General features: G+C 69.9%; 21 protein-coding genes. 9 read left to right on the forward strand and 12 right to left on the reverse strand.

The window, feature by feature from the left end:
* Nucleotides 1–14: 14 nt before the first annotated feature.
* Nucleotides 15–1,013, reverse strand: a complete 999-nt coding sequence (locus tag BST38_RS11885) for a MaoC family dehydratase (RefSeq protein WP_237160749.1) — start codon at nt 1,011–1,013, stop codon at nt 15–17.
* Between the two features lie 67 nt (nt 1,014–1,080).
* On the opposite strand from BST38_RS11885, the gene BST38_RS11890 reads away from it, so the two are divergent.
* Nucleotides 1,081–2,262: an acyl-CoA dehydrogenase family protein gene (locus BST38_RS11890; RefSeq protein WP_435404622.1), complete on the forward strand. Its 1,182-nt coding sequence runs from the start codon at nt 1,081–1,083 to the stop codon at nt 2,260–2,262.
* Nucleotides 2,262–2,984 (forward strand): GntR family transcriptional regulator, encoded by a 723-nt coding sequence (locus BST38_RS11895; RefSeq protein WP_083143493.1) that lies wholly within the window; start codon nt 2,262–2,264, stop codon nt 2,982–2,984. The genes BST38_RS11890 and BST38_RS11895 overlap by 1 nt, the downstream gene beginning before the upstream one ends.
* Here the strand turns inward: BST38_RS11895 and BST38_RS11900 are convergent.
* Genes BST38_RS11900 through BST38_RS11910 form a run of 3 tightly spaced genes read right to left on the reverse strand, consistent with a single transcriptional unit; the run spans nt 2,962 to nt 6,961 of the window.
* Entirely contained in the window at nt 2,962–3,867 is a 906-nt protein-coding gene (locus tag BST38_RS11900) for an enoyl-CoA hydratase/isomerase family protein (protein ID WP_083143494.1), read from the reverse strand. The two genes, BST38_RS11895 and BST38_RS11900, sit on opposite strands and share 23 nt — an antisense overlap.
* Entirely contained in the window at nt 3,864–5,384 is a 1,521-nt protein-coding gene (fadD4, locus tag BST38_RS11905; RefSeq protein WP_083143495.1) for a fatty-acid--CoA ligase FadD4, read from the reverse strand. Before fadD4 ends, BST38_RS11900 begins: the two co-directional genes overlap by 4 nt.
* 53 nt (nt 5,385–5,437) lie before the next feature.
* The gene (locus BST38_RS11910; protein ID WP_083143496.1) at nt 5,438–6,961 is read right to left on the reverse strand and encodes a carotenoid oxygenase family protein; all 1,524 of its coding nucleotides are present in this window, start codon (nt 6,959–6,961) and stop codon (nt 5,438–5,440) included.
* A 97-nt stretch (nt 6,962–7,058) separates the two neighbouring features.
* Between BST38_RS11910 and BST38_RS11915 the strand changes: the two genes are divergently transcribed.
* Nucleotides 7,059–7,616, forward strand: coding sequence for a TetR/AcrR family transcriptional regulator (locus BST38_RS11915; protein WP_083143573.1), 558 nt, complete (start codon nt 7,059–7,061; stop codon nt 7,614–7,616).
* 73 nt (nt 7,617–7,689) lie between these two features.
* Here the strand turns inward: BST38_RS11915 and BST38_RS11920 are convergent, their stop codons facing one another.
* From BST38_RS11920 to BST38_RS11930, 3 genes are all read right to left on the reverse strand, one after another.
* A complete protein-coding gene (locus BST38_RS11920) occupies nt 7,690–9,519 on the reverse strand; it encodes a phosphoenolpyruvate carboxykinase (GTP) (RefSeq protein WP_083143497.1) in 1,830 nt (609 codons plus the stop codon).
* 197 nt (nt 9,520–9,716) lie between these two features.
* Entirely contained in the window at nt 9,717–10,898 is a 1,182-nt protein-coding gene (locus BST38_RS11925; RefSeq protein WP_083143498.1) for a hypothetical protein, read from the reverse strand.
* Nucleotides 10,895–11,866 (reverse strand): hypothetical protein, encoded by a 972-nt coding sequence (locus BST38_RS11930; RefSeq protein ID WP_237160750.1) that lies wholly within the window; start codon nt 11,864–11,866, stop codon nt 10,895–10,897. Before BST38_RS11930 ends, BST38_RS11925 begins: the two co-directional genes overlap by 4 nt.
* A 169-nt stretch (nt 11,867–12,035) precedes the next feature.
* Between BST38_RS11930 and trmB the strand changes: the two genes are divergently transcribed.
* From trmB to BST38_RS11945, 3 genes are all read left to right on the forward strand, one after another.
* Nucleotides 12,036–12,845 carry a tRNA (guanosine(46)-N7)-methyltransferase TrmB gene (gene trmB, locus BST38_RS11935; RefSeq protein ID WP_083143575.1) on the forward strand — a complete coding sequence of 270 codons (810 nt, stop codon included), beginning with the start codon at nt 12,036–12,038 and terminating at the stop codon, nt 12,843–12,845.
* On the forward strand, nt 12,842–13,555 hold the full coding sequence (locus BST38_RS11940; protein ID WP_083143576.1) for an NYN domain-containing protein: 714 nt from the start codon (nt 12,842–12,844) through the stop codon (nt 13,553–13,555). The genes trmB and BST38_RS11940 overlap by 4 nt, the downstream gene beginning before the upstream one ends.
* Nucleotides 13,556–13,616: 61 nt before the next feature.
* Nucleotides 13,617–16,982, forward strand: a complete 3,366-nt coding sequence (locus tag BST38_RS11945) for an MMPL family transporter (protein WP_083143499.1) — start codon at nt 13,617–13,619, stop codon at nt 16,980–16,982.
* 73 nt (nt 16,983–17,055) lie between these two features.
* Here the strand turns inward: BST38_RS11945 and BST38_RS11950 are convergent, their stop codons facing one another.
* The gene (locus BST38_RS11950; RefSeq protein WP_083143500.1) at nt 17,056–18,207 is read right to left on the reverse strand and encodes an AI-2E family transporter; all 1,152 of its coding nucleotides are present in this window, start codon (nt 18,205–18,207) and stop codon (nt 17,056–17,058) included.
* A 77-nt stretch (nt 18,208–18,284) separates the two neighbouring features.
* Between BST38_RS11950 and BST38_RS11955 the strand changes: the two genes are divergently transcribed.
* Genes BST38_RS11955 through BST38_RS11965 form a run of 3 tightly spaced genes read left to right on the forward strand, consistent with a single transcriptional unit; the run spans nt 18,285 to nt 21,078 of the window.
* Nucleotides 18,285–19,439, forward strand: a complete 1,155-nt coding sequence (locus BST38_RS11955; protein ID WP_083143501.1) for a lysylphosphatidylglycerol synthase transmembrane domain-containing protein — start codon at nt 18,285–18,287, stop codon at nt 19,437–19,439.
* A gap of 9 nt (nt 19,440–19,448) precedes the next feature.
* Entirely contained in the window at nt 19,449–20,699 is a 1,251-nt protein-coding gene (locus BST38_RS11960) for a M23 family metallopeptidase (protein ID WP_083143502.1), read from the forward strand.
* Nucleotides 20,686–21,078, forward strand: a complete 393-nt coding sequence (locus BST38_RS11965) for a DUF3054 domain-containing protein (RefSeq protein WP_083143503.1) — start codon at nt 20,686–20,688, stop codon at nt 21,076–21,078. The genes BST38_RS11960 and BST38_RS11965 overlap by 14 nt, the downstream gene beginning before the upstream one ends.
* 8 nt (nt 21,079–21,086) lie before the next feature.
* Here the strand turns inward: BST38_RS11965 and BST38_RS11970 are convergent, their stop codons facing one another.
* The 4 genes from BST38_RS11970 to BST38_RS11985 form a co-directional block, all read right to left on the reverse strand.
* Nucleotides 21,087–22,430 (reverse strand): sensor histidine kinase, encoded by a 1,344-nt coding sequence (locus BST38_RS11970; RefSeq protein WP_083143504.1) that lies wholly within the window; start codon nt 22,428–22,430, stop codon nt 21,087–21,089.
* A 36-nt stretch (nt 22,431–22,466) separates the two neighbouring features.
* Nucleotides 22,467–23,213: a response regulator transcription factor gene (locus BST38_RS11975; RefSeq protein ID WP_083143505.1), complete on the reverse strand. Its 747-nt coding sequence runs from the start codon at nt 23,211–23,213 to the stop codon at nt 22,467–22,469.
* A gap of 6 nt (nt 23,214–23,219) precedes the next feature.
* Complete coding sequence (locus tag BST38_RS11980; protein WP_083143506.1) at nt 23,220–23,618, reverse strand: heme-binding protein; 399 nt, start codon at nt 23,616–23,618, stop codon at nt 23,220–23,222.
* A 147-nt stretch (nt 23,619–23,765) separates the two neighbouring features.
* Nucleotides 23,766–24,197 (reverse strand): hemophore, encoded by a 432-nt coding sequence (locus BST38_RS11985; protein ID WP_083143507.1) that lies wholly within the window; start codon nt 24,195–24,197, stop codon nt 23,766–23,768.
* Nucleotides 24,198–24,277: the final 80 nt, after the last annotated feature.

The raw sequence follows: 24,277 nt of genomic DNA on the forward strand, positions 1-24,277 counted from the left end.
TCGGGGACGGCGGATCAGAACAGGACGCCGGTGAACCGCCAGTCGAGCACCTGCCGGTCCGCGCCGTCGTCGTCGTCGTCGTCATCGGCGGCGGCGACGAAAACCTTGGAGCGCAGCGCGACGGTGCCGCCGCGGCCGTCCCCGCGGGGCTCGGCGGACTCGACGGTCAACTCGCTGTAGAGCGTGTCGTTCTCGTGCACCGGGCCGGTGTGGTCGCAGGACTCCCAGCCGAGCACGGTGACAAGGTTCGGCAGCAGCCGCGACGCCTGCGCGAGCGCGAGCCCGATGGTGTGCCCGCCGTACACCAGCCGCTGTCCGGCGACTCGCGAATCATGATGGGTGGCAGCAATGTTCAGTGACAGGCGGGCCAGCTCGGGGGCGCTGCTGACCACGTCGGCCGTGCTGCGCAGCACCGTCCCGGCCAGTGCGGGGTCGAAGTGCGGGCCCGGCACCCGGGAGCGGTACGCGTCGGCGTCCCACTCGGAGACCGGATCCGCCTGCGGGGCCGCGGCGCCGATCGCGGACAGGTCGTCGTTGTGACCGGTCTGCACGTCGTCGCCGCTCAGCGGCAGCATCGCGCAGCGGTAGAAGTCCAGCACCAGCCGGCCGACCCCGTCGATGGTCGTCATCCGCAGCGCGGCCAGCCCGGTCGGCGCGCGGCCCGGCTTGGCCGAGTTCTGTTTCAGCCCGACGACTTCGGTGCGGGTGTAGAGCGTGTCCCCGATGACCGGGAACCGGTGGAAGGTCAGCCCGCGATAGAACAGGTTGGCCTTCACCCGCTGTGTCACCAGCGTGGACTGCCCGATCGCGACGTCACACACCAACGCCGGATGCGCGAGCGGGGCCGCCGCCCCCGTCACCGCGAACGACAGCTCGGCGTCGAGCGGCAGCCGCAGCCGGTCACCGAGGATCGCCTGATGCGTCGCGGCGACCCCCGGGGTCAACGTCATCGACGGCGCGGAGTCGAACACCTGCCCCACGGTCAGATCGTCGAAGAAGGGGCCACCGGACATTTGGCCGTACAAAGTCACGGGTGGCATGCTGGCATCGGTGTGCGGCCGTGTCAATATGGCCGTACAAATGTGGGCGGGCCGGGAGGGCACTGTGACGGACGGGTTGAACAGCGAAGAGGCCATGCTGGTCGAGACGGTCCGCGCGTTCGTCGATCGCGACGTGAAACCCACCGTGCGCGACGTCGAACACGCCAACACCTATCCCGAGGCGTGGATCGAGCAGATGAAGCAGATCGGCATCTACGGGCTCGCGGTCCCGGAGTCCTACGGCGGCACGCCGGTGTCGACCCGCTGCTACGTGCTGGTCACCCAGGAGTTGGCCCGGGGCTGGATGAGCCTGGCCGGAGCGATGGGCGGGCACACCGTGGTGGCCAAGCTGCTGACGCTGTTCGGCACCGAGGAACAGAAGCAGCGCTACCTGCCCGCGATGGCCACCGGGGAGCTTCGCGCGACGATGGCCCTGACCGAACCCGGCGGGGGTTCCGACCTGCAGGCGATGGGCACCGTCGCCCGCCGCGACGGGGACGATCTGGTGATCTCCGGGGCGAAGACGTGGATCTCCAACGCCCGCCGCTCGGGGCTGATCGCGCTGCTGTGCAAGACCGATCCCGACGCCACCCCCAAGCACAAGGGCATCTCGGTCGTGCTGGTCGAGAACCCGAGCCCGGGGCTGACGGTGTCACGGGATCTGCCCAAGCTCGGCTACAAGGGCGTCGAGTCCTGCGAGCTGTCGTTCGACGGGTGCCGGGTGCCGGGTGCGGCGATCCTCGGCGGCACAGCGGGCGAGGGCTTCGCGCAGATGATGAAAGGCCTTGAGACCGGCCGCATCCAGGTCGCGTCGCGCGCTCTCGGGGTCGCCTCGGCTGCCCTGGAGGACGCGCTGGCCTATGCGCAGGACCGGGAGAGCTTCGGCCTGCCGATCTGGAAGCACCAGGCCGTCGGGCACTACCTCGCCGATATGGCGACCAAACTCACGGCTGCACGTCAGTTGACGCTGTATGCCGCCGACCGCTACGACAGCGGCGAGCGCGCCGACATGGAGGCGGGCATGGCCAAGCTGTTCGCGTCCGAGGCCGCGATGGAGATCGCGCTGAACGCGGTCCGGATCCACGGCGGCTACGGTTACTCCACCGAGTACGACGTCGAACGCTACTTCCGGGATGCGCCGCTGATGATCGTCGGCGAGGGCACCAACGAGATCCAGCGCAACGTGATCGCCGGACAGTTGGTGGCCCGGGGCGGTATCTGATGCCCCCCGCCTATCAGGTGCTGCGCGAACGCCTCCGCGAGGAGATCGCGGGCGGGCGTTACCCCGACGGCATCCGGCTGCCCACCGAGTCCGAACTCGTGGCGAAGTACGGACTTTCACGCCAGACGGTGCGGCGCGCGTTCCAGGATCTGGTCGCCGACGGCACCGTCTTCCGGGTGCCGGGACGGGGCAGCTACGCCAGCGAACACGGCCGCCGCTACCTGCGCCAGCTCGGTTCCATCGAGGACCTGATGAGCCTGTCCGACGACACCACGATGGAGGTGCTCGACGGTCTGCACCGCCGCGTCGACATCGACGCGGCCAGTCGGCTGCGCCTCGACGGCGACGTCGTCTACACGGTGGTGTTCCGGCGCCTGCACGACGGTGTGGCGTTCGGACACACGACGATTCACCTGCCTCCGGCGGTGGCCACTGCGGTACTGGACTCCCCCGACCTGGCGACCGGGGCCGTCAGCACGCACACCGTGATCGGCCTGCTCGAACCGCACCTGAGACACCCGATCGCCGAAGCCGCGCAGTCGATCACGGTGACCGCGGCCGACCCGGCCGCCGCGGCGGCGGTCGGATGCGGGCCCGGCCATCCGATGCTGCGGGTGGACCGGCTCTACTCCGACGATCAGGGCTGCCCGGTCGAGCTGGCGGTCAGCCAGTTCCTGCCCGAGCAGTACACCTACCGCGTCACGCTGCGCCGGTCGAGCTAGCGGATCCGATCTCGTCGACCAGCCCCCACCGCAGCGCTGTCGCGGCGTCGATCGAGCGGCCCGACAACACCAGATACGCGGTGCGCCAACGTCCTATCCGCCGGGTGATGCTGACCGTGCCGCCGGCTCCCGGGATCAGGCCGAGCGCCAGCTCGGGCAGGCCGAGCACCGCATCGGGATGGCACGACACCGTCCCGCAGAACGCCGCCATCTCCAACCCGCTGCCCTGCACCTGACCGTGGATCTGCGCACGGCATCTGCCGCCCAACCGGGCGGTGATCTCGTCGAGCACGAGCGCGGGGCTGTGCCGGGTGCGTGCGAGATGCGCACTGGCCGGGTCGGCGAACGTGCCGAATTCCGCGAGATCGCCACCGCTGCAGAACGACGGCCCGTTGCCGGCGAGCACCACGTCGGTCACCGACGGATCGAGCCGGGCCACCTCCAGCGCCTCCAGCAGCGCCGCCCTCGCGTCGGTGGAGAACGCGTTGTGCCGCTGCGGCCGGTTGAACCGGATGGTCAGCCGGTCGCCGTCGCGGTCCGCGACAACGGGATCGGCGATCTCGGGCACCTGCCTGGGCCCGCGATCGGCGAGCCAGCGGGCGAACTCCGGTCCGGACTGCAGCGTCGAGTACGCCAGCGATTCGGTGACCACCCCGGTGAAGGTGGCACCGCGCGGGTCGAATGCCCGCAGCACGTCGTCGCAGACCGCGGCCGCCTGCGGCCAGCGTGCGCAGCGCTCGGTCAGCTCGGCGAGCGCATCGGGCACCGACGGCACCGTGACCGCGCGACGGTCGTCGGTCGCGGCCTCGGTCAGCGTGAACGTCGCGTCGTCGGTGGGTGTTCCGACTCCGACGACGATGCCTGCGGCGAGTTCGACGGTCACGAGTACTTCTTGATCAGCTCCTGCTTGTACAGCTTGCCGGTGTCGGTACGGGGCAGCTGCTCCTCGAACGACAGCGACCGCGGACACTTGTAGTGCGCCAGGCGATCCCGCAGCCACGCGATGAGTTCTTCGGCGAACTCGTCGGTGGCGTCGGCCGGGTCGACGGTCTGCACGACGGCCTTGACCTTCTGTCCCATCTCGTCGTCCGGCACGCCGAACACGGCCGCGTCCATCACCTTCGGATGCGTCACCAGCAGGTTCTCGGCTTCCTGCGGGTAGATGTTCACCCCACCGGAGATGATCATGTGGTGCCTGCGGTCGGTCAGGTAGAGGAAGCCCTCGTCGTCCAGATAGCCGATGTCCCCCACCGTCTTCCAGCCCTTCGGGTGGCGCGACGACTCGGTCTTGTCGGGGTCGTTGAGGTACTCGAAGTCGTAGCCGCCCTCGAAGTAGATCTCACCGGCCTGCCCGGGCGGCAGCTCCTCGCCGTCCTCCCCGACGATGTGGATCACGCCGGTCAGCGGCTTGCCGACCGAACCGGGGTGCTCCAGCCACTGCTCGGCGGTGATCAACGTCGAACCGTGTGCTTCCGAGGAGGCGTAGTACTCGTCGACGATCGGCCCCCACCAGTCGATCATCTGCTTCTTGACCTCGACCGGGCACGGCGCCGCGGCGTGCATGACGCGCTCCAGGCTGGAGACGTCGTACTTTCTGCGGATGTCCTCGGGCAGCTTCAACATGCGGGTGAACATCACCGGCACGAACTGCCCGTGCGTCACCTTGTACTTCTGGATCGCGTCGAGGGCACCCTCGGCGTCGAACTTCTCCATGATGACCGTGGTGATGCCCCCCGCCTGCGTCTGCATCGACCACACCGACGGCGCGGTGTGGTACAGCGGCGCCGGGCTGAGGTAGACGGCGTCGGGGTGCATCCAGAACGACACCAGCGCCGACATCAGGCCGGGCACCTCGGCCGGCGGCAGATGCGGCAGTTCGCGTTTGATGCCCTTCGGGCGGCCGGTGGTGCCCGACGAGTACTGCAGCAGGTCGCCGTCGATCTCGTCGGCGATCGGGGTGTCGGGCTTGTCGGCCACACACTCGGGATAACTCTGCCAGCCCTCCAGCTCGCCACCGGCGACCAGCAGCAGCGGAGGCAGACCGTTGGGCAGTTCGGCCCCGAGACCGGCGAGGGTGTCGGCGAGCTTGGCCGAGCCGACGATCGCCTTGGCGCCGCTGTTGTCGACGATGTAGGCGACCTCGGCGGCGGTGAGGTGGGTGTTGATCGGGACGTAGTACAGCCCGGCGCGACGCGCGGCCCACATCACGGCGTGGAAGTGCTCGCTGTTCTCCATCAGCAGCGCGACCGCGTCACCCTCGACGAGTCCCGCGTCGCGGAACAGATGCGCCAACCGATTGGCCCTGGCTTCGAGCTCTCCGAACGTCACCACCGTCCCGGACGGGTACATGATGACGGCGGGCTTGTCGGGCGTGGCGACGGCAGTGTCACGGATCTGCATGGGCCGACTTTACTTGGATCCACTTGACACGTGTCAAGAACCCCGCCGCGGCATCAGCGCCGGCGCGCCACGAAGCTGCCGTGGAACCCCTGCGGAAGGTGGCTGGTGAGCTGCGCGGTCGCGAGCGGGCCGCGACTCGGATCCGCGGCATCGAGGACGACCAGTCGCGACGTCTGCTGTGCGGCGCGGTACTCGACCGTCAGCAACCAGCCGTCGTCCTCGGCGGTGGCACCCAGGCGCGGCGCGAACACCGGCTCGCAGAAGCTGTTCCCGGGTTCGGGTGAGCTGTAGGTGCGCTCGGTGCGGTCCACGAGATCAAGCTTGGTGACCGAGTCGTAGAACGCGCACAGCCGCGTCCTGGTGTTGTAGTACGCGTAGCGATGCGGCCGCCCCTCGTACGCCGGGTGATGCCGCGGGAACTCACACGAGTTGTCCGACAGCGGCTCGGTGAGCACCCGTCCGGACGCGGTGATCCGGAACCGGGTGAACACCGACGGTGCGTCGTCGAGCGGGCTGGTCTGGAACCGCGCGATGCGTTCCAGCAGGCACGGGTCGCTGTAGGTGATGACGTCGACGACGACGTCACCGCCGTCGTCGAAGGCGTTGCTGAGGTGGAACTGCAGGATCGCGGCGTGGTCGATGCGGCGGATCCTGCCGCCGTCGCGGGGCACCAGGATGAACGTGCTGCCCTTGTCGGGGCGATAGCGCAGGGTGTCCCCGATCGGCGCACGCCCCAGCAGCACCGCCATTGCGTCGGGCAGGATCGGCGACACCAGGAACACCAGATAGCGCTCGGTGAGCGCGAAATCGTGGACCATCGCCGGGTACGGCAGCGGCGTCGACCGGAAGTGGCGCAGACGTCCGGTGTGGTCGGTGTGATAGATCCGCAGGTGCGGCCGCGGCACCAGCTCGACCCCGAAGTTGAACATCGCCCCGCTGCTCGGGCAGAAGCACGGATGCGCGGAAAATGATCCCAGCCAACGTAATTCACCGCCGAAGCGACGAACCCCGATCGTCTCCAGGGTGTCCGGGTCGATTTCGTGGGGCGGCCCGGCCTCCCACAGCGCGTAGAGGTGCCCGGCATGTTCGACCACACCGGTGTTGGCCAGGTTCGGCGGAACCCGACCGATGTTGGCCCGCCAGCCGCCCGGCGCGGCGGTCCCCATGTGGGTGACACCCGTGCGGCCCTGGAAGTGCCGGGTGCGCACGTAGCGGTTGCGATAGCGCACCCCGGCCCCATCCGCCCCGCCGTCGATGGTGAACGCCGACAGCATGCCGTCACCGTCGAACAGGTGGTGCAGCGGCCGGCCCGTGTGGTCCTGCCAACGTCCGGGGCCGTTGCGGTACAGCGTCCCGGCGAGCCCGTCGGGCAGGGTTCCGGTGATGTCGTCGACCCGGTAGTCGTGCTCGACGAGCTGCGGTTCGCTGGCACCGAAACTGAGCAGGTCCTCGGGCGAGAGCGCCGCGAGCCGGCCCAGCGCGGAACGCCGTTCGTCGCCGGACAGGTGGTCGAGGTAGCGGCGCAGCGACGGGAGAGAGGCCAGATCGACCGACGGCGCCACGGACATATCGGTCATCGATTCCCCCGCCTCTGAGACTGATTCCGAAAGTAGTCTCAGTCGGAGCTGATCGTCAACGCCTCTGCGGCGAGTCGGCTGCGGCAAAATGCGGGTGATGCCCTCGACCCGGTCGTTCGACGCGATGGTGAAGTCGGCGCTGCAGCTGATCGCATGCAGCGGCGTGGACTCGCTGACGCTGAGCCAGGTCGCGGCGCACGCCCAGGTGTCGCGCGCGACGGCCTACCGGGAGTTCGGCGACAAGGACGGGCTGATCGGGGCGATCGCGCGCCGCGAGATCGAGCTGATGCTCGCCGCGGTGCGCGCCGACATCGATCCCGCCGCCGACCCGTCACTACTGGTCGCCTCGATCGTCGTCTCGGTGTTGCGCTACCTGCGCCGTCACGACGCATTCACCTACGTGCGCGATCACGAGCCGCAATGGCTGCTCAACGCCGTGCTCGCAGTCGGCGATTCACGGATGAACCTGGTGCACACCGTCGCGACCATCGTCGCGCCCGCGGTGACGGTCGACGCCGCGCATCTGAGGCTGCCGGTCCTGCAGTCGACGGAGGTGATGGTGCGCGCGATCTTGTCGCACAGCCTGATTCCCGACAGCGCGCTGACGGATCAGGAGGTCGGCGAGGCGGTCGCCCACGCGGTCATCGCCGGCTGAGCGTGCGCAAAATAGCGCCGCGAGCGGCGTGTCCTGGGACAGACACGCACGCTCGCGGCGCAGGGGGCCTTGGCTAGCTTTCTTCGGCCAGGCGGGTCTTCAGCGCGTCGAACTCGTCCTTGATGCCGGTCGGCAGCTTCTCGCCGACGAACTCGAACCACTCCTCGATCAGCGGCACCTCGGCCTGCCACTCGTCGACCTTGACGGCCAGCGCCTCGTCGACATCGGCGGCGTCCACGTCCAGACCCTCGAGGTCCAGATCGGCAGCGGTGGGAACGATGCCGATCGGGGTGCTCTTGCCGTCGGCCTTGTGCTCGATGCGCTCGACGGCCCACTTCAGCACGCGGCTGTTCTCACCGAATCCGGGCCACAGGAAGCGACCGTCGTCGCCGCGGCGGAACCAGTTGACGAAGAACACCTTCGGCAGCTTCGACTCGTCGGCGTTCTTGCCGATGTTGATCCAGTGCGCGAAGTAGTCGCCGACGTTGTAGCCGAGGAACGGCAGCATCGCCATCGGGTCGCGGCGCACGGTGCCGACCTTGCCCTCGGCGGCGGCGGTCTGCTCGGAGCCCAGGGTGGCGCCGATGAACACGCCGTGCTGCCAGTCGCGGGCCTCGGTGATCAGCGGGACGGTGGTCTTGCGGCGGCCGCCGAACAGGATCGCCGAGATCGGCACACCCTGCGGGTCGTCCCACTCCGGGGCCAGCGTCGGGCACTGCGAGATCGGGGTGCAGTAGCGCGAGTTCGGGTGCGCCGCTTTGGTTTCCGTCTCCCGCAGGATCCAGTCGTTGCCCTTCCAGTCGATCAGGTGATCAGGCTCGCCCTCCAGACCCTCCCACCACACGTCGCCGTCGTCGGTCTTGGCGACGTTGGTGAAGACGGTGTTGCCCGCGGCGATCGTCTTCATCGCGTTCGGGTTGGAGTCCCAGTTGGTGCCCGGCGCGACGCCGAAGAAACCGAACTCGGGGTTGGTCGCGTACAGGCGGCCGTCCTTGCCGAAGCGCATCCACGCGATGTCGTCACCGACGGTCTCGGCGCGCCAGCCGGGGATCGTGGGCTGCAGCATCGCGAGGTTGGTCTTACCGCACGCCGACGGGAACGCCGCGGCGATGTAGTACGCCTTGTTCTCCGGGCTGATCAGCTTCAGGATCAGCATGTGCTCGGCGAGCCAGCCCTCGTCGTGGGCCATCGCCGACGCGATGCGCAGCGAGTAGCACTTCTTGCCCAGCAGCGCGTTGCCGCCGTAGCCCGAGCCGTAGCTCCAGATCTCGCGGGTCTCCGGGAAGTGGGTGATGTACTTCGTGTCGTTGCACGGCCACGGCACATCGGCCTGGCCCGGCTCCAGCGGGGCGCCGATCGAGTGCAGCGCCTTGACGAAGAAGCCGTCGTCGCCGATCTTCTCCAGCGCCGCCGAGCCCATCCGGGTCATAGTGCGCATCGACACGACGACGTACTCCGAGTCGGTGATCTCCACACCGAGCTTGGGATCCTCGGCGTCCAGCGGACCCATGCAGAACGGCACCACCCACAGGGTGCGGCCGCGCATCGAACCGCGGTACAGGTCGGTCATGATGCCGCGCATCTCGGCCGGGTCCATCCAGTTGTTGGTCGGACCGGCGTCGATCTCGCGCTCAGAGCAGATGTAGGTGCGCGATTCGACGCGCGCGACGTCGGACGGGTCGGACAGCGCGAGGTAGGAGTTCGGCTGCTTTTCGGGGTTCAGCTTCTGGAAGGTGCCGGCCTCGACCAGGTGCTCGCAGAGCCGGTTGTACTCCTCCTCCGAACCGTCGGCCCACGCGACCCGGTCGGGCTGGGTCAGCTCGGCGACTTCGCGAACCCACTCGAGGAGACCCTCGTGCTTGGTCGGTGCGGAATCCAGTCCCGGGATGGTCGCTGCGGTCATGCTGTGTTGTCTCCCCTGCATCTGCTGAGCGATCGGTCTGCCGGGCACGGGCGCCAAGGGTCGGCGCCTTGGCCCAAATGTTCGGCAGCCGCGGCCGTCACTATCCAATGAGGTTAACGCGGGTCACATACCCGCGGGAATTCAGGACTATGTCCAATCACTCACAGGAACGATTCAGATGACGCTCACCGGGTGGTCTACCGCCGAGTAACTTTCGCGGGCAGGTCCGCGGGCCGTGTGAGCTGGCGAAGTTCGGCGTCCAAGGCGGCAATCCGGCGCCCGATCTGCCGGTCCGCGGCGGTCTCCCCGACAGCCCCGGTTTCGGCGACGAGCAGCCCGGTCCCGATCCGCTCCTCAGCGGCGGCGCGCACCGCCGCGGCGGCCTCGCCGACCCATCCCGCCAGCACCGCCCGGTCGTGCAGCAGGGTCCGGGCCCGCACCACCCATGTCGTGGTCGCCAGCCCGGCGGCGGCACCGGCCACCAGCGCCACCGCGGTCAGCCCGGGTGCCAGGCCGGCCACGAACCGGGTGACCACCAGCGCGACCCCGAGACCGAAGCCGGCGCCGAGCACCGCGGTCAGCCGGCGCTCCAGCCGCCACGACTGCGCGGGCGGTTCCACCAGGTCGAGTTCGGCAGCGCCGGCGGACGGCAGTTGCCCGGTGCGCGCGGCGATGTCGTCGTCGACGCCGGCGAGGACGTCCGCGCAGCGCTGACGCGCCCGGGCCGGGAACCGCGCCAGCGCGCGCCGGTCTGCCGCGGCCGCGTCGTGCAGAAGTTCGGTGCGCAGCGCCGCGCACCGGCGCCGGGCGCCATGGGTCAGGGCCAGCCGGGCCTGCTGGGCGTCGTGGCGCCGCGCGGCCGCCTCGTCGAGGCGTGCCTGCCTGCGCGTGCGCACCAGCCGGTCCCGTTCCTCGCCGAGCCGGCCAAGTCGGGCCTGGGCGGCCAGCCGCGCCGCACGGGCATGCCGCGCCGGGTCGCCCAGCGCCGCGTCGAGCGCGGTGAGCACGTCGTCGACCTGTGGCTCTCCGAGCCGAGGCGCGGCCGCGGCACCGACCCAGGGCACACCCGCCAGCCGCACCGAACACCGTTGCGCGGTGGCCAGGTTGGCGTCGCGCACCCGCCGCCAGTCCCGATGGTCGTCGACCTTGGCGAGCACCGGGATCGTCACCGGGGTCCGGGCGGCGACGAGATCGGCCAGCGCACAATCGGATTCGGCCATCGGCGCGACCGCGGAGACGACGAACAGCGCCGCGGCCGGTGAATCCTGCGGCGCCGGGCGCTCGGTGAACCGGTACGCCGAGGGGCGGCGGTTCAGTGCGGCCACCATCGCGCTGACCCCCGCCCGCGGCGGCCCGGCCACCACGACCAACGCGCTCACCGTGACCTCGCCAGCAGGCGCAGCGAACCGCGGCTGACGTCGGCGGCGCCGCGGCGGTACAGCGCTGCCAGTGGGCCGTCGGCGTAGCGGCGCCATCGCACCGCGCGCCGCAGATGGGCGTCGGCGTCGTCACCCCGGTCGATACGCAGTCCGCAACTCTCCAGGTGATCGACCGCGGCAGCCATCACCGCGACGACGACGGCGTCCGACACCAGGAACGCGCCGAGTTCGTCGTCGCGGGTCTCGATCGCCACCCGGGTCAGCTCGGCGACGACGGCGCGCACCCGGCGGTAGCCGACCTCGGGGGCGAACCCGGCCAGCGCCGCGACCACCTCGCCGCTGCGGCTGAGGGTCCGCAGTGCGGCCTCGACGTCGGCACCGCCCGCGCCGTCGGCGACCGCGAGGACGGCGCGGGCGGTGCCGTAGCGGTCCAGTCGGGCAAGCAGCCGCTGCCGCACCGGCGCGGGCACCGGATGCTCGCCGGCGACGAACGCGTCCACCGACGACAGGTCGGCCGGTGTCGCCGCCAGCGCACGCAGCGCCGCGAACAGCTCGTCGTCGATCTCCACGCCCGCTAGCAGCGCGACCATCGGCACCACGGGACGGCCCAGCGGCGCCGCGAGCCGGGCCGCGATGCGGTCGGCCTCGGCAGGCGGCCCGCCCCGCACCCGGCCTGCCAGATCGGCCTTGTTCAACACGACCAGCGCCGGCCCGTCCGTCGCGAGCAGCGCCCGGTCCTCGGGCTTGACGGCCTCGGCGACCACGACGACCCGCACGTCGGCACGGGCCGAATCAGCCACCCGCAGCCCTGCCGCGGCCAATGCCTGGGCCACCGCGTGCCGTCCGGTGCCCGGCCGGCCGCGGACCTCGACCGTCAGCGGCGCGCGCACCCGCTCGGCGGCCGCTCTCACCGCGGGACGCGGCGTGCGCTCGGCGAACTCCGTGATTACGTCGGTGAAAATCGGCATGGCCCGCTCCCCGGTCGGCACGGCGTTCCCTCACCGAAAATCGTGGCACCGGCCGGAGGTGGCCGACGACACATCTTTTTGCCGATCGGCAGGCGGGGTACTTCCATGTACCAGGAGAAGGCAACTGTTGGGTATCAATCTGTAACACGATGCGGGGAGCATGCTCTTGATGAGCGACCATGGACGGATGGATTCGACGGGTTCTGAGGTCGCCGCGTCCGTGGCGCCGGAGCCCGACCAACCCGACACAGAAGCCGCGCACCCCCATTTCCACCGCCGGGTGACCAGCTTCCGCGCCCGCCGCTCCTCCATCTCGGACAACCAGCAGGCCGTCTGGGACCGGCTGTGGCCGCAGCTGGGCACCCAGGCCCGCGACGGCGACGAACCGGCCGGACCGCTCGACACCACGCCGGCGGGCCGGCTCGATACTGGCGCCTGGTTCGGCAGGCACGCCCCAGTGATCCTGGAGATCGGCTGCGGCACCGGCACCTCGACGCTGGCGATGGCCCAGGCCGAACCCGACCTCGACGTCGTCGCGGTCGAGGTCTACCGCAAGGGGTTGGCGCAGCTGCTCAGCGCGATCGACCGCACGGGCACCACCAACATCCGGATGGTCCGCGGCGACGGCGTCGACGTCCTCACCTATATGTTCGGCCCCGCGTCGCTGACCGGGGTGCGGGTGTTCTTCCCCGACCCGTGGCCCAAGGCCCGCCACCACAAGCGGCGGCTGCTGCAGACCGACACCGTCGCGCTGATCGCCGACCGGCTGCGTCCCGGCGGGGTGCTGCACGCCGCCACCGACCACCAGGGCTACGCCGAGCACATCGCCGAGGTCGGCGACGCCGAACCGCGGCTGCGCCGCATCGCGATGGACTCCGACCGGCTCCCGATGTCGGTGCACCGCCCCGTCACCAAGTACGAACGCAAGGCCCTCGCCGGTCCGGTCGTGACCGAGCTGCTGTGGGAGAGAACGCCGTGAGCATGACCGAGAACATCCCGTCGCTCACCGACGTGGACGACACCGCGGACGGCGGCGGGAACACCCCCACCGAGACCGCGGCCCGGGTGCTGCTGGTCTGGGATGCGCCGAACCTGGACATGGGGCTGGGCTCGATCCTCGGCGGCCGTCCCACCGCCGCGCACCGCCCTCGGTTCGACGCCCTGGGCCGCTGGTTGCTGTCCCGCACTGCCGACCTGTCCTCGTCCTACGCCGAGAGTGGCCGGTCGGTGCCGCTGGAACCCGAGGCGACGGTGTTCACCAACATCGCCCCCGGCAGCGCGGACGTCGTCCGGCCCTGGGTGGAGGCGCTGCGCAACGTCGGCTTCGCGGTGTTCGCCAAGCCCAAGATCGACGAGGACAGCGACGTCGACAGCGATATGCTGGCCCACATCGCGCTTCGTCGCCGCGAGGGTCTGGCCGGTCTGATCGTGGCCTCGGCCGACGGTCAGGCGTTCAAACTGCCGCTGGAGGACATCGCCAGAACAGGCGTCGAGGTCCAGGTGCTCGGATTTCGCGAACATGCCAGTTGGGCGTTAGCGTCGGATACCTTGGAGTTCGTCGACCTGGAGGACATCCCTGGTGTCTTCCGGGAACCGCTACCGAGAATCGGACTCGATTCGCTACCCGAGCAGGGCGCATGGCTGCAGCCATTCCGGCCGCTGTCGTCGCTACTGACCTCGCGCGTCTAGACATACAAGAGTTTCGGTTTCGACGTGCGCGGACCGACGACATGAACTGAAGGAGCTGAACGTGTTCGCCTGGTGGGGTCGAACGGTGTACCAGTACCGATACATAGTGATCGGTGTCATGGTCGCACTGTGCCTGGGCGGCGGCGTCTACGGCATGAGCCTGGGACAGCACGTCACCCAGAGCGGTTTCTACGACGAGGGCAGCCAGTCCGTCCACGCGTCGCTGGTGTCCGACGAGGCCTACGGCCGTGACCGGGCGAGCCATGTCGTCGCGATCCTCACGCCGCCCGACGGCGAGAAGGTCGACAACCCGCAGTGGCAGGAGAAGGTCACCGGTGAGCTGAACGACCTCGTCTCCGACAACGAAGACCGGATCGTCAGCTGGGTCGGCTGGTTGCGTGCGCCCAACGCCGAGTCCGAGACGGTCCAGCAGATGAAGACCGAGGATCTGTCCAAGACCTTCATCAGCGTCCCGCTCCAGGGCGACGACGACGACGAGATCCTGAAGAACTACCAGGCCATCGAACCGCAGCTCTCCGAGGTCAACGACGGCCGCATCCAGCTGGCCGGACTCCAGCCGTTGGCCAGCGAACTCACCGGAACCATCGGCGAAGACCAGAAGCGCGCCGAGGTGGCTGCCATCCCGCTGGTCTGCGTGGTGCTGTTCTTCGTCTTCGGCGGTGTGATCGCCGCGGCCCTGCCCGGCATCATCGGTGGCCTGACGATCGCCGGCGCGCTGGGCATCATGCGGTTGTTCGCCGAGTTCATGCCGGTGCACTTCTTCGCCCAACCGGTCGTCACGCTGATGGGCCTCGGTATCGCGATCGACTACGGCCTGTTCATGGTGAGCCGGTTCCGCGAGGAGATCGCCGAGGGCTACGACACCGAGGCGGCTGTCCGGCGCGCCGTGATGACCTCGGGCCGCACCGTGATGTTCTCGGCCGTCATCCTGGTGGCGTCCTCGGTGCCGCTGCTGCTGTTCCCGCAGGGCTTCCTGAAGTCGATCACCTACGCGATCATCGCGTCGGTCATGCTGGCCGCGATCCTGTCGGTGACCGTGCTGCCTGCCGCGCTGGCCATCCTCGGTCCCCGGGTCGACGCGCTCGGCGTGCGCTGGCTCCTGAAATTCATCAACAACGAGGTCTCCTCGGATCCGTCGAACACCCGCACCAACGCGCTGGCGATCGCGTCGATCCCGGCAGGCCTGCTGGTGCCGCCGGTGGGCATCGCGCTGGGGCATCTGGCCCGCAAGCGCATCAAGCAGTCCGGTGAGCAGGGGCTCCCGCTGACGCTGATCGGATTGACGCTCGGCTACCTGGGCACCCTCGGCGGAATCGCCTACCTCGCCATCGCCAACAGGGAGTCCCTGGGCGACGGCCTGTACTGGGTCCTGATCGGCGCCGTCATCTTCGTCGCCATCATCGCCGGCGGGCTGGCTCTGGCGCGGTACGTCCCACTGGCCCGCGGGCCGATCGTGTGGTGGATCGAATGGCTGGCAGAGAAGACGCAGAAGACCAAGACGCGCGCCGAGGTCGAGAAGGGCTTCTGGGGCAAGCTGGTCAACGTCGTGATGAAGCGGCCGATCGCGTTCGCCGCGCCGATCCTGATCGGCATGATCCTGCTGATCCTCCCGCTGGGCCAGCTGTCCCTCGGCGGTATCAGCGAGAAGTACCTGCCGCCGGACAACAGCGTCCGGACGGCGCAGGAGGACTTCGACCGCACCTTCCCCGGCTTCCGTACCGAGCCGCTGACGCTGGTGATCGAACGCACCGACGGCGAGCCGGTCACCGACCAGCAGCTCGCCGAGGTCCGTGCGAAGGCGATGACCGTCAACGGCTTCATCGACCCGGACAACGATCCGTCCAAGATGTGGCAGGAGCGCGCCGCCCAGGACACCGGAACGAAGGATCCGTCGATCCGGGTTCTGCAGAACGGCCTGGTCAACCGCAACGACGCGGCCCAGAAGATCGACGAGCTGCGCTCCATCCAGCCGCCACGCGGTCTGGAGATCTCGGTGGGCGGCACGCCCGCGCTGGAGCAGGACAGTATCCACAGCCTGTTCGACAAGCTGCCGCTGATGGCGGTAGTGCTGATCGTCACGACGACGATCCTGATGTTCCTCGCGTTCGGCTCGGTGGTGCTGCCGATCAAGGCCGCGCTGATGAGCGCGCTGACGCTCGGCTCGACGATGGGCATCCTGACCTGGATGTTCGTCGACGGGCACGGCGCCGGACTGATGAACTACACGCCGCAGCCGCTGATGGCGCCGATGATCGGCCTGATCATCGCGGTGATCTGGGGCCTGTCCACCGACTACGAGGTGTTCCTGGTGTCCCGCATGGTCGAGGCCCGCGAACGCGGCCTGTCGACCGCCGAGGCGATCCGGATCGGCACCGCGACCACGGGCCGCCTGATCACCGGCGCCGCGCTGGTGCTCGCCGTCGTGGCCGGGGCGTTCGTGTTCTCCGACCTGGTGATGATGAAGTACCTGGCGTTCGGCCTGCTGATCGCGCTGCTGCTGGACGCGACGATCATCCGGATGTTCCTGGTGCCCGCGATCATGAAGCTGCTCGGCGACGATTGCTGGTGGGCGCCGCGCTGGATGAAGCGACTGCAGGAGCGCCTCGGCCTCGGCGAGACCGAGCTGCCCGACGAGCGCAAGCGCCCGGTGGTCCGCGAGGAGCGCGACGAGCCGGCCGAGGCGCTGGTCGGTGCCGGTGGACCGCCGGTGATGGCCGCCGCGCGGGCCCTGCCGCACGACCCGACCCATCCCGCGCCCGGACGTCCGGCGCCGGTGCGGCCGCCGGCCACCACGACGCGGATGAACACGCCGGGTTACCCGGTGGACCCGGCGGTTGCGGGGACCACGCGGATCCCGGCCCCGCCGCGGCCCCCGGTCGCGCCTCCCCCGCCGCCTCCGCCCGCCGACGAACCGCAGACCACGCGGCTGTCGGTCGCGAAGAACGCGGTGCGCAACGCCGTCAGCGGCGCCGCCGCGGCCGCGCGGGGAGCCATGCCGTCCTCGACGCCGTCGTCGACATCCCAGCCCCCGTCGGCCCAGCCCTCGTCGGCCCAGCCCTCGTCGGCGCCGGGTCGCGAGGACCGCGAGATCGAGTCCTGGCTCGGTGATCTGCGCGGCGGCGACAAGTCGGATACGGCGGCACCGCAGCCGATGCGCCCGTCCGCGGAGCCGACCCGGGCGATCGGCAACGCAGACGACACGACGCAGGCCGAGGACGACTCCGACGACGCGGCGACCAGGGCGATCCCGGCGCAGCGCCCACCGGACGCCGAGACCGCGACCGAGAAGCTCAACACCCGGCCCGATACCGAGACACCGCCCCGCGGTGGTGACGAGAAGACCCGCCGCGGCAGCGGTCCCGGGGTCAGCGCGCAGGATCTGCTGCGCCGCGAAGGCCGGCTGTAGCCGACCGCGGTCGCTTCGCGAGACGGCCGTCACGGTAGTGATCGGGGCCTGACCGCGACTGTGGTGGCGCCGGCTATTCGCGGGTCTCGACGTCGTCGGGTTCGGCGTTGACCAGGCCCTCGTCCTCGGCCTCGAACGCCTCCTCGCGGGCGGCGGGGTCGTCGGCGAGGAGCACCCGGATCGCGCTGTTCAGGAACGCCAGCACCGGCACGGCCAGAAGTGCGCCGACGATACCGGCCAGCACGCCACCGCCGGCGATCGCGAGCACGATCGCCAGCGGGTGGATCGCGACGGCACGGCCCATCACCAGCGGCTGCAGCACATGGCCTTCCAGCTGCTGCACCGCGATGATCAGCCCGAACGTGATCAGCGCGTAGATCCAGCCCTTCGCGATCAGCGCGACGATGACCGCCAGGAAGCCCGTGACGACGGCGCCGACGAGCGGGATGAACGCGCCCATGAACACCAGCGACGCCAGCGGCAGCGCCAGAGGGACACCCATGATCGCCAGGCCCACGCCGATTCCGATCGCGTCGACGGCGGCCACCAGGAACGTCGCCCGTACATAGCCGATCAGCGAGCGGAACCCGGCCCGGCCGGCGTCATGCACCCGGTCGCGGACGTGCACCGGGAAGATCCGGGTGACGAAGCCGAAGATGTTGCGGCCACCGTGCAGCAGGAAGATCAGCGTGAAGAACACCAGCAGCGCGCCGGTGACGATCTCGGTCAGCGTGCCCGCCGTGGACAGCGCCCCGCTGGTCAGCTTCTCCTGGTTGCTCTGCAGCGCCTCGATCGCCGTGTCGCGGGCCTGGTTGATCTGCTGGTCGCTGACCTGCAGCGGCCCGTCGGTGAGCCACCTGCCGACACCCTCGATGCTGGTCGAGACCTGGCTGACCAGATCGGGTGCGCCCTCGACGAACTGGGTGACGACGAACGCCAGCAAGCCACCGAACAGCGAGAACCCGGTCAGCAGCACGAGCGCCACCGCGCCTCCGCGCGGTGCGCCGCGCCGGTCCAGGAAGTCGACGACGGGCAGCAGCAGCGCCGCGATGATCGTCGCGAGCGCCACCGGCACCACCAGGATCTCCAGGCGCAGCACCACCCACAGCACCGTGAGCACCGCGGCGAAGATCACCAGCAGGCGCCACGACCATGCGGCGGCGCGGCGGACGAAGGGGCTGACCGACTCGTCGGCGAAAGAGTCAAAGGACGGACGAGCAGACATTCCGGTAGCGTAACGGCGCTGCGCTACCGCGCCTTGGATCTGCGATTCCTGTGAACTCGCGGCTTACCCTGTAGGGCGTGTCACAGGACGTGCCGGCGCGCGACACCCAGGCCGCGACGGCCGGGGCGCAGCGGACCCGCGGCAAGTACTGGTGGGTGCGCTGGGTGATCATCGCGGTGGCCGTCATCGTGCTGGCCGTCGAGATAGCGCTGGTGCGCGATCAGTTGGCCCAGGCGTGGAAGAGCCTGCTGACGGCGAACTGGCTGTGGCTGGTCGCGGCCGCGGTCGCGGCGATGGCGTCGATGCACAGCTTCGCCCAGATCCAGCGCACGCTGCTGCGGTCGGCAGGGGTGCGGGTGCACCAGTGGCGCTCGGAGGCGGCGTTCTACGCGGGCAACGCGGTGTCCACCACGCTGCCCGGCGGCCCGGTGCTGTCCGCCACGTTCCTCTACCGTCAGCAGAGACTTTGGGGCGCAACACCTTTGGTGGCCTCCTGGCAGCTGGTGATGTCGGGTGTGCTGCAGGTGCTCGGGCTGGCGCTGCTCGGTCTGGGCGGGGCGTTCCTGCTGGGCGCCAGCAAGAACCCGATGTCGCTGATCTTCTCCCTCGGCGGATTCCTCGCGCTGCTGTTGCTCGCACAGGCGGTGATCAGCCGGCCCGAACTGATCGACGGGATCGGCGCGCGGGTGCTGGGGTGGTTCAACGCGGTGCGCGGCAAGCCCGCAGGCACCGGGCTGTCGAAATGGCGCGAGATCCTGGCCCAGCTGGAGTCGGTACAGCTCGGCCGCCGCGACCTCGGGGAGGCGTTCGGCTGGTCGGTGTTCAACTGGGTCGCCGACGTGGCCTGCCTGCTGTTCGCGTGTTACGCCAGCGGCGGGCATCCGTCGCTGGCCGGCGTCACGGTCGCGTACGCGGCGGCCCGCGCGGTCGGGTCGATCCCGTTGATGCCGGGCGGGCTGCTCGTCGTCGAGGCCGTGCTGGTGCCCGGCCTCGTCTCCAGCGGTATGCCGCTGGCCGCCGCGATCTCGGCGATGCTGATCTACCGGCTGATCAGCTGGATCTTCATCTCCGCGATCGGCTGGGTGGTGTTCTTCTTCATGTTCCGCACCGAGGGCCGGCTCGACCCGGACTCCACCGGCGACGTCCCCGAGGAGGCGCTGCAGCCCCCACAGTTCAGTCCCGAACCCGAGGCATTCCACCCGCCGGATGATCCGGACGATCCACGAAAGTAGTTGTGCCACATGAAGGTACATGCTCTTCTCGCTGCCGCCGCAGTATCGGTGCTCGCTGCCGGCTGTTCGTCGGCGCCGGAGACCACCACCGCCGCCACCAGCATGGCGGCCCCGGCGAACGGCCCGATCCCCCCGCCCCCGTCCGCGGTGCTGCCGCCGGGACCGTCGATGGCCACCCCGGTGGTGGGCCGGGTGCTGGCCGCACCCATCCCGGTGCCGGCCAGCGACGGCAAGACCCACCTGGCCTACGAGTTGCAGCTGACCAACACCCTTTCCCAGGACGTCACGTTGACCTCGGTCGACGTCCGCGCTGGGGACCGCACACTGTTGCAGCTGCCCGGTGACCGCCTCGCCTACTGGACTCGTGTCCTCGGAAGCCCCGACCCGGCGACGGTCCTCGGTCCCGCCCAGACCGCGACGGTGATTCTGGATGTCGCGCTGTCCCCGGACGAGGCGGTGCCCGAACAGTTGATCCACGCCGTAGGCATCACCGTGCCCGAGCCGATGCTGCCGCTGTTCCCTGCGGCGATGACCGCCGACATCGCCCCTGTGGCCGTGCAGACCCGCAAGCCTGTGGCCATCTCCCCGCCACTGGCCGGGCCGAACTGGCTGGATGCCAACAGCTGCTGCGATATGACGGCGCACCGGTCGGCACTGAATCCGATCAACGGTCAGATCTGGGCCGCGGAGCGTTTTGCGATCGACTACCTGCAGATCGGCCCGGATGGCCGGTTGTTCACCGGGGCCGAGGACAACGTCGAGAGCTACCCGTTCTACGGCAGCGAGATCCTGGCCGTCGGGGACGGTCCGGTGGTGGACGTCCAGGACGGGCTGCCCGAGCAGATCCCGGGCGTGACACCGACGGGGCTGGCCCTGAACGAGTACGGCGGCAACTACGTCGTCCAGGATCTCGGCGGCGGCAACTACGCGTTCTACGCGCACATGCAGACCGGCTCGGTGCAGGTCAAGCCGGGTGAACAGCTCACCGCCCGGCAGGTGATCGGCTCGCTGGGCAACAGCGGCAACAGCGATGCGCCGCACCTGCATTTCCACGTGATGGACTCTCCGGACCCGTTGGGCTCCAACGGGCTGCCGTTCGTCTTCACCGAGTATTCACTGGATTCTCGGCTGACCTCCGACGTCGCCGTCGAGGGCTTGCTGACCGGTGGCGCCGCGGAGCTTGAGCCGGGCTTCGCACCGCGTGACGAAAAGGGCACCAGCCCACTGGTTTACGATGTGACGACCTATGCCGAACGATGATCTCCCCGACCGTGGACTGGCGCTGAAGGCGCTCGCCGCCGATCTCGTGTGTGTGGTGGTGTTCTGCACGATCGGGCGGCGCAGTCACGCCGAAGGGCTCAGCCTGGCCGGGATCGCCGAGACGGCGTGGCCGTTCCTGACCGGGGCCGGCGCCGGCTGGCTGCTGGCCCGGGCGTGGCAGCGGCCGACGGCTCTGGTGCCGACGGGGCTGATCGTGTGGGCGGCGACGGTGATCGTCGGGATGCTGCTGCGCAAACTGACCTCGCAGGGCACCGCGCCGAGCTTCATCGTCGTCGCGTCGGTGACGACGGCGGTGCTGCTGCTCGGCTGGCGCGGCGTGGTGTGGGCCCTGGCGCGCCGGTCGACGACCCGGTCATGACATCCGAGTCACGGTACTGAATCATCGCGTACGACAGGCGACGTCGAGATCGTCAGCGTCGCACGCAGGCCGCCGAGCGGACTGTCGCTGAGTGCGATCGTGCCGCCGTGCAAGGCGGCCTGCTGAGCGACCAGCGCCAGGCCCAGCCCGGAACCGCCCGGCGCGGCGGTGCTGCCGCGCGAGAATCTGCCGAGCACGGCCTGGTGCTCGGCGGCGGGCAGCCCCTGCCCGTTGTCGTCGACGACGATCGTGATGTCGGACTGGTCCCGGCGGGCCGCGAGCACGACGTGCGACGCGGTGCCGTGGGTGACGGCGTTGCGCACCAGATTGTCCACGGCCAGCCGAAGCCCGGTCGGCCAGCCCAGCACGGTCCCGAGGTCGTCGGCGGCCTCGATGTCGATGCGGACATCCCGGTTGACCCGCATGTTCTCCCGGGCCACCCGCTCGAGCAGATCGGCGATGTCGATGACCTCGCGGTCCTCGGCCTGCGCCAGCTCGCCGGACGCGAGCTGGCCCAGCGCGGTGATGATGCTCTCGACGCGGCGCTGGGCGCGGGCCAGGTCGCCGACGACCTCCGCGCGTTCGTCTTCGGGCAGGTCGTGGATGCGCAGGGTGTCCAGATCGGCGCGCATCGCGGTCAGCGGGGTGCGCAGTTCGTGGGCGGCGGTGGCGGCGAAGTCCTGCGCGGCCTGCAGTGAGCTGGTGGTGACGCGCTGGGCGGCGGCGAGGCGGTCGAGCATCGCGCTCATCGCCTCGGACAGGTCCTCGGCCTCGCGTACGCCGCGCACCGCCGGGATCTTCTCGGTGCCGTCGCCGAGCCGCTTGGTGTGCTCGGTGAGCCTTCGCAGCGGCCGGATCGCCGGACCGGCCAGCAGCCAGCCCAGCACCCCGGCGATCAGCACGGTGACGACGCCGACGCCGATGTAGAACGGGATCCGCGCCCGGCTCAGCAGGATGCTGTCGGCCCGGATGCCGATCGACATCAGCACCCCGCCCTCGTCGTCGACCGGGATGGTCCGCACCCGGTACTCGACCCCGTTGACGACGACGGTGTCGGTGCCGGGCGGCAGCGGCGGCAGCTGGAAGCCGCGCTGGAACACCACCTGCCCCGAGGACCGGGACCGGCCGGTCTGCAGCACCCCGCGCCGCGGGTCGGTCAGCTGGTCGGGGAACACGCTGGCGTCGACGATCGCGTCGAGGCGCCGGTCGAGCTGGGCGTCGTCATTGTTGGCCAGAACCACCGAGGTCAGCAGCGTGAACGCGGCCACCACGGCCGCGGCGGCCGCCGCGGCGGCGATCGCCACCCGGGTGCGCAGGGAGGCGGAGGTGAGGAACCTCGGGACGCGGGGCACCTCACGATCCTCGCGCTGTGCTGCCCTTGCGGACCGTCACGCCTCTTCCCGCAGCACGTACCCGATGCCGCGCACCGTGTGGATGACCCGCGGCAACCCGTCGCGCTCCAGTTTGCGGCGCAGATAGGACACGAACACGTCGGCGACGTTGGTGTCGACGTCGAAGTCGTATCCCCACACCAGCTCCAGCAGGCGCTGGCGGCTCAGGACCACGCCGGCGTTCTCCGCGAGTGCGGCGAGTAGGTCGAATTCGCGCTTGGTCAGCTCGACCCGCTCCCCGGCGACGAACACCAGCCGGCGCGCGGTGTCGATGGTCAGCGACCCGACCGTCATCGTGTCCGACGTCGGATCGGAGTGGTGGGCCCGGCGCAGCAGCGCGTGCAGCCGGGCCACCAGCTCACCCAGGTCGAACGGTTTGGTCAGGTAGTCGTCGGCACCGGCCTCCAGACCCGCGATGCGGTCGTTGACGGTGTCGCGGGCCGACAGCACGCAGATCGGGATGTCGTTACCCAGCGCGCGCAGCGCGGTCACCACCGCGACCCCGTCGAGCTCCGGCATCTGCACGTCGAGCACCAGCGCATCGTGCGATTCGCTGGAGAGCAGCCGCAACGCCTCTTTGCCCGTCGCCGCGACGCGGACGTCGAACCCGGAGTGGCGCAGACCCCGGGCCACCGAGGTCCGCACATCCGGGTCGTCGTCCACCATCAGGACCGTCCGGCCCGCGCCGTCCTGGGCGGACGACTCCCCGCCGCGAGCGGGAGGAGTGTCCACCCTGTCTCGCATCAGCGTCTAGAAACCGGGGCCGTCCGGGTCCTCCGGCGTGAAGCCGCAGCGGTGCTTGATGTCGGCCAGCGGCTGACGCACGCCGCGCAGCTCCGCCTCGATCTGCGGGTTGTCGGCGAGGTACTCGGCGATCTCGGCGTCGAGCTGAGCACGCGGAGCACCGTGCAGGCTGGTGAAGAAGTTGTTCACCTCGGGATGGGTGAACAGGTATGCCGACGTCCCCGCCGAGACACCGGACGCGACACCGGCGAAGTCCGCCGCGGTGCAGTTCGGCGGCGGAGGCGGAGCGGGCTGAGCCGAGGCCGGAGCGGCGCCGAGCACGCCGAACAGCACAGCACCCGTAACCGCACCAGCGCCCAGCGCGCCTGCAACCGCACGGCGCACGATGGGGGCCGAGTTCAACATGGAGGCTCCTTCTTCAGGGTTGACGAGCCGGGACCCATTCCAGTCTCCGGCGACGACCATCCTAGAAAGCTAAGCAGAACCAGTACGCACTTTCTTGCCTAGCGGTTAACCAATCGTGAGAAAGTCCGGTTCGCCGGGCGCCCGCCGCTACGGCTGCGCCGGCGGCACCGGGGCCTGCGCGGCGGCCTGCATCAGCCCGAACAACTGCGGCAGCGTGACCGGCAGCGTGCAGGTGCGCGACAGCGTCACCAGCGGCTGCTGCAGCCGTTGCAGGTCGGCGGCCACCTTCGGGTTCGCGTCGAAATAGGTCGTCAGCGCCGCGACCGACTCCGGGCCGCTGGGTTTCTGCGAGATCGCGGTGATCGCGGCGTTGGCCTTCGGGTTGGCCTCCAGATAGTTGCCGGTGTAGGTCGCGACCTCGGCGACGGTCTTGGCGACCTCGCTCGCCGCGCACGGATCCGGCGCGGCAGCCGCGGTAGGCGCTGAATCGACGCCCGCGATAATTCCGATCAGGGTGAGTCCGGCTGCGGTGACCGCCCACCGGGCGGAAAACGGCCGGAAACCGGCGGGTGAATTCATTGCGAACTCCTAACGGTTTGCGTACACGTCACCCGTCTCGCAAACCTGCTGTGATCATTGGCAAAGGATCCCCGACGCCG

Origin of the sequence: Mycolicibacterium parafortuitum (assembly GCF_002086815.1) — a bacterium.
GTDB lineage: Bacteria > Actinomycetota > Actinomycetes > Mycobacteriales > Mycobacteriaceae > Mycobacterium > Mycobacterium parafortuitum.

Coding starts and splice junctions, on each gene's coding strand:
- BST38_RS11965 (WP_083143503.1), top strand. CDS start 20,686: ATGCCGAACGATGATCTCCCCGACCGTGGACTGGCGCTGAAGGCGCTC.
- BST38_RS11895 (WP_083143493.1), top strand. CDS start 2,262: ATGCCCCCCGCCTATCAGGTGCTGCGCGAACGCCTCCGCGAGGAGATC.
- BST38_RS11890 (WP_435404622.1), top strand. CDS start 1,081: ATGTGGGCGGGCCGGGAGGGCACTGTGACGGACGGGTTGAACAGCGAA.
- BST38_RS11920 (WP_083143497.1), bottom strand. CDS start 9,519: ATGACCGCAGCGACCATCCCGGGACTGGATTCCGCACCGACCAAGCAC.
- BST38_RS11930 (WP_237160750.1), bottom strand. CDS start 11,866: ATGCCGATTTTCACCGACGTAATCACGGAGTTCGCCGAGCGCACGCCG.
- BST38_RS11975 (WP_083143505.1), bottom strand. CDS start 23,213: ATGCGAGACAGGGTGGACACTCCTCCCGCTCGCGGCGGGGAGTCGTCC.
- fadD4 (WP_083143495.1), bottom strand. CDS start 5,384: ATGCAGATCCGTGACACTGCCGTCGCCACGCCCGACAAGCCCGCCGTC.
- BST38_RS11985 (WP_083143507.1), bottom strand. CDS start 24,197: ATGAATTCACCCGCCGGTTTCCGGCCGTTTTCCGCCCGGTGGGCGGTC.
- trmB (WP_083143575.1), top strand. CDS start 12,036: ATGAGCGACCATGGACGGATGGATTCGACGGGTTCTGAGGTCGCCGCG.
- BST38_RS11915 (WP_083143573.1), top strand. CDS start 7,059: ATGCCCTCGACCCGGTCGTTCGACGCGATGGTGAAGTCGGCGCTGCAG.
- BST38_RS11910 (WP_083143496.1), bottom strand. CDS start 6,961: ATGACCGATATGTCCGTGGCGCCGTCGGTCGATCTGGCCTCTCTCCCG.
- BST38_RS11885 (WP_237160749.1), bottom strand. CDS start 1,013: ATGTCCGGTGGCCCCTTCTTCGACGATCTGACCGTGGGGCAGGTGTTC.
- BST38_RS11960 (WP_083143502.1), top strand. CDS start 19,449: ATGAAGGTACATGCTCTTCTCGCTGCCGCCGCAGTATCGGTGCTCGCT.
- BST38_RS11980 (WP_083143506.1), bottom strand. CDS start 23,618: ATGTTGAACTCGGCCCCCATCGTGCGCCGTGCGGTTGCAGGCGCGCTG.
- BST38_RS11950 (WP_083143500.1), bottom strand. CDS start 18,207: ATGTCTGCTCGTCCGTCCTTTGACTCTTTCGCCGACGAGTCGGTCAGC.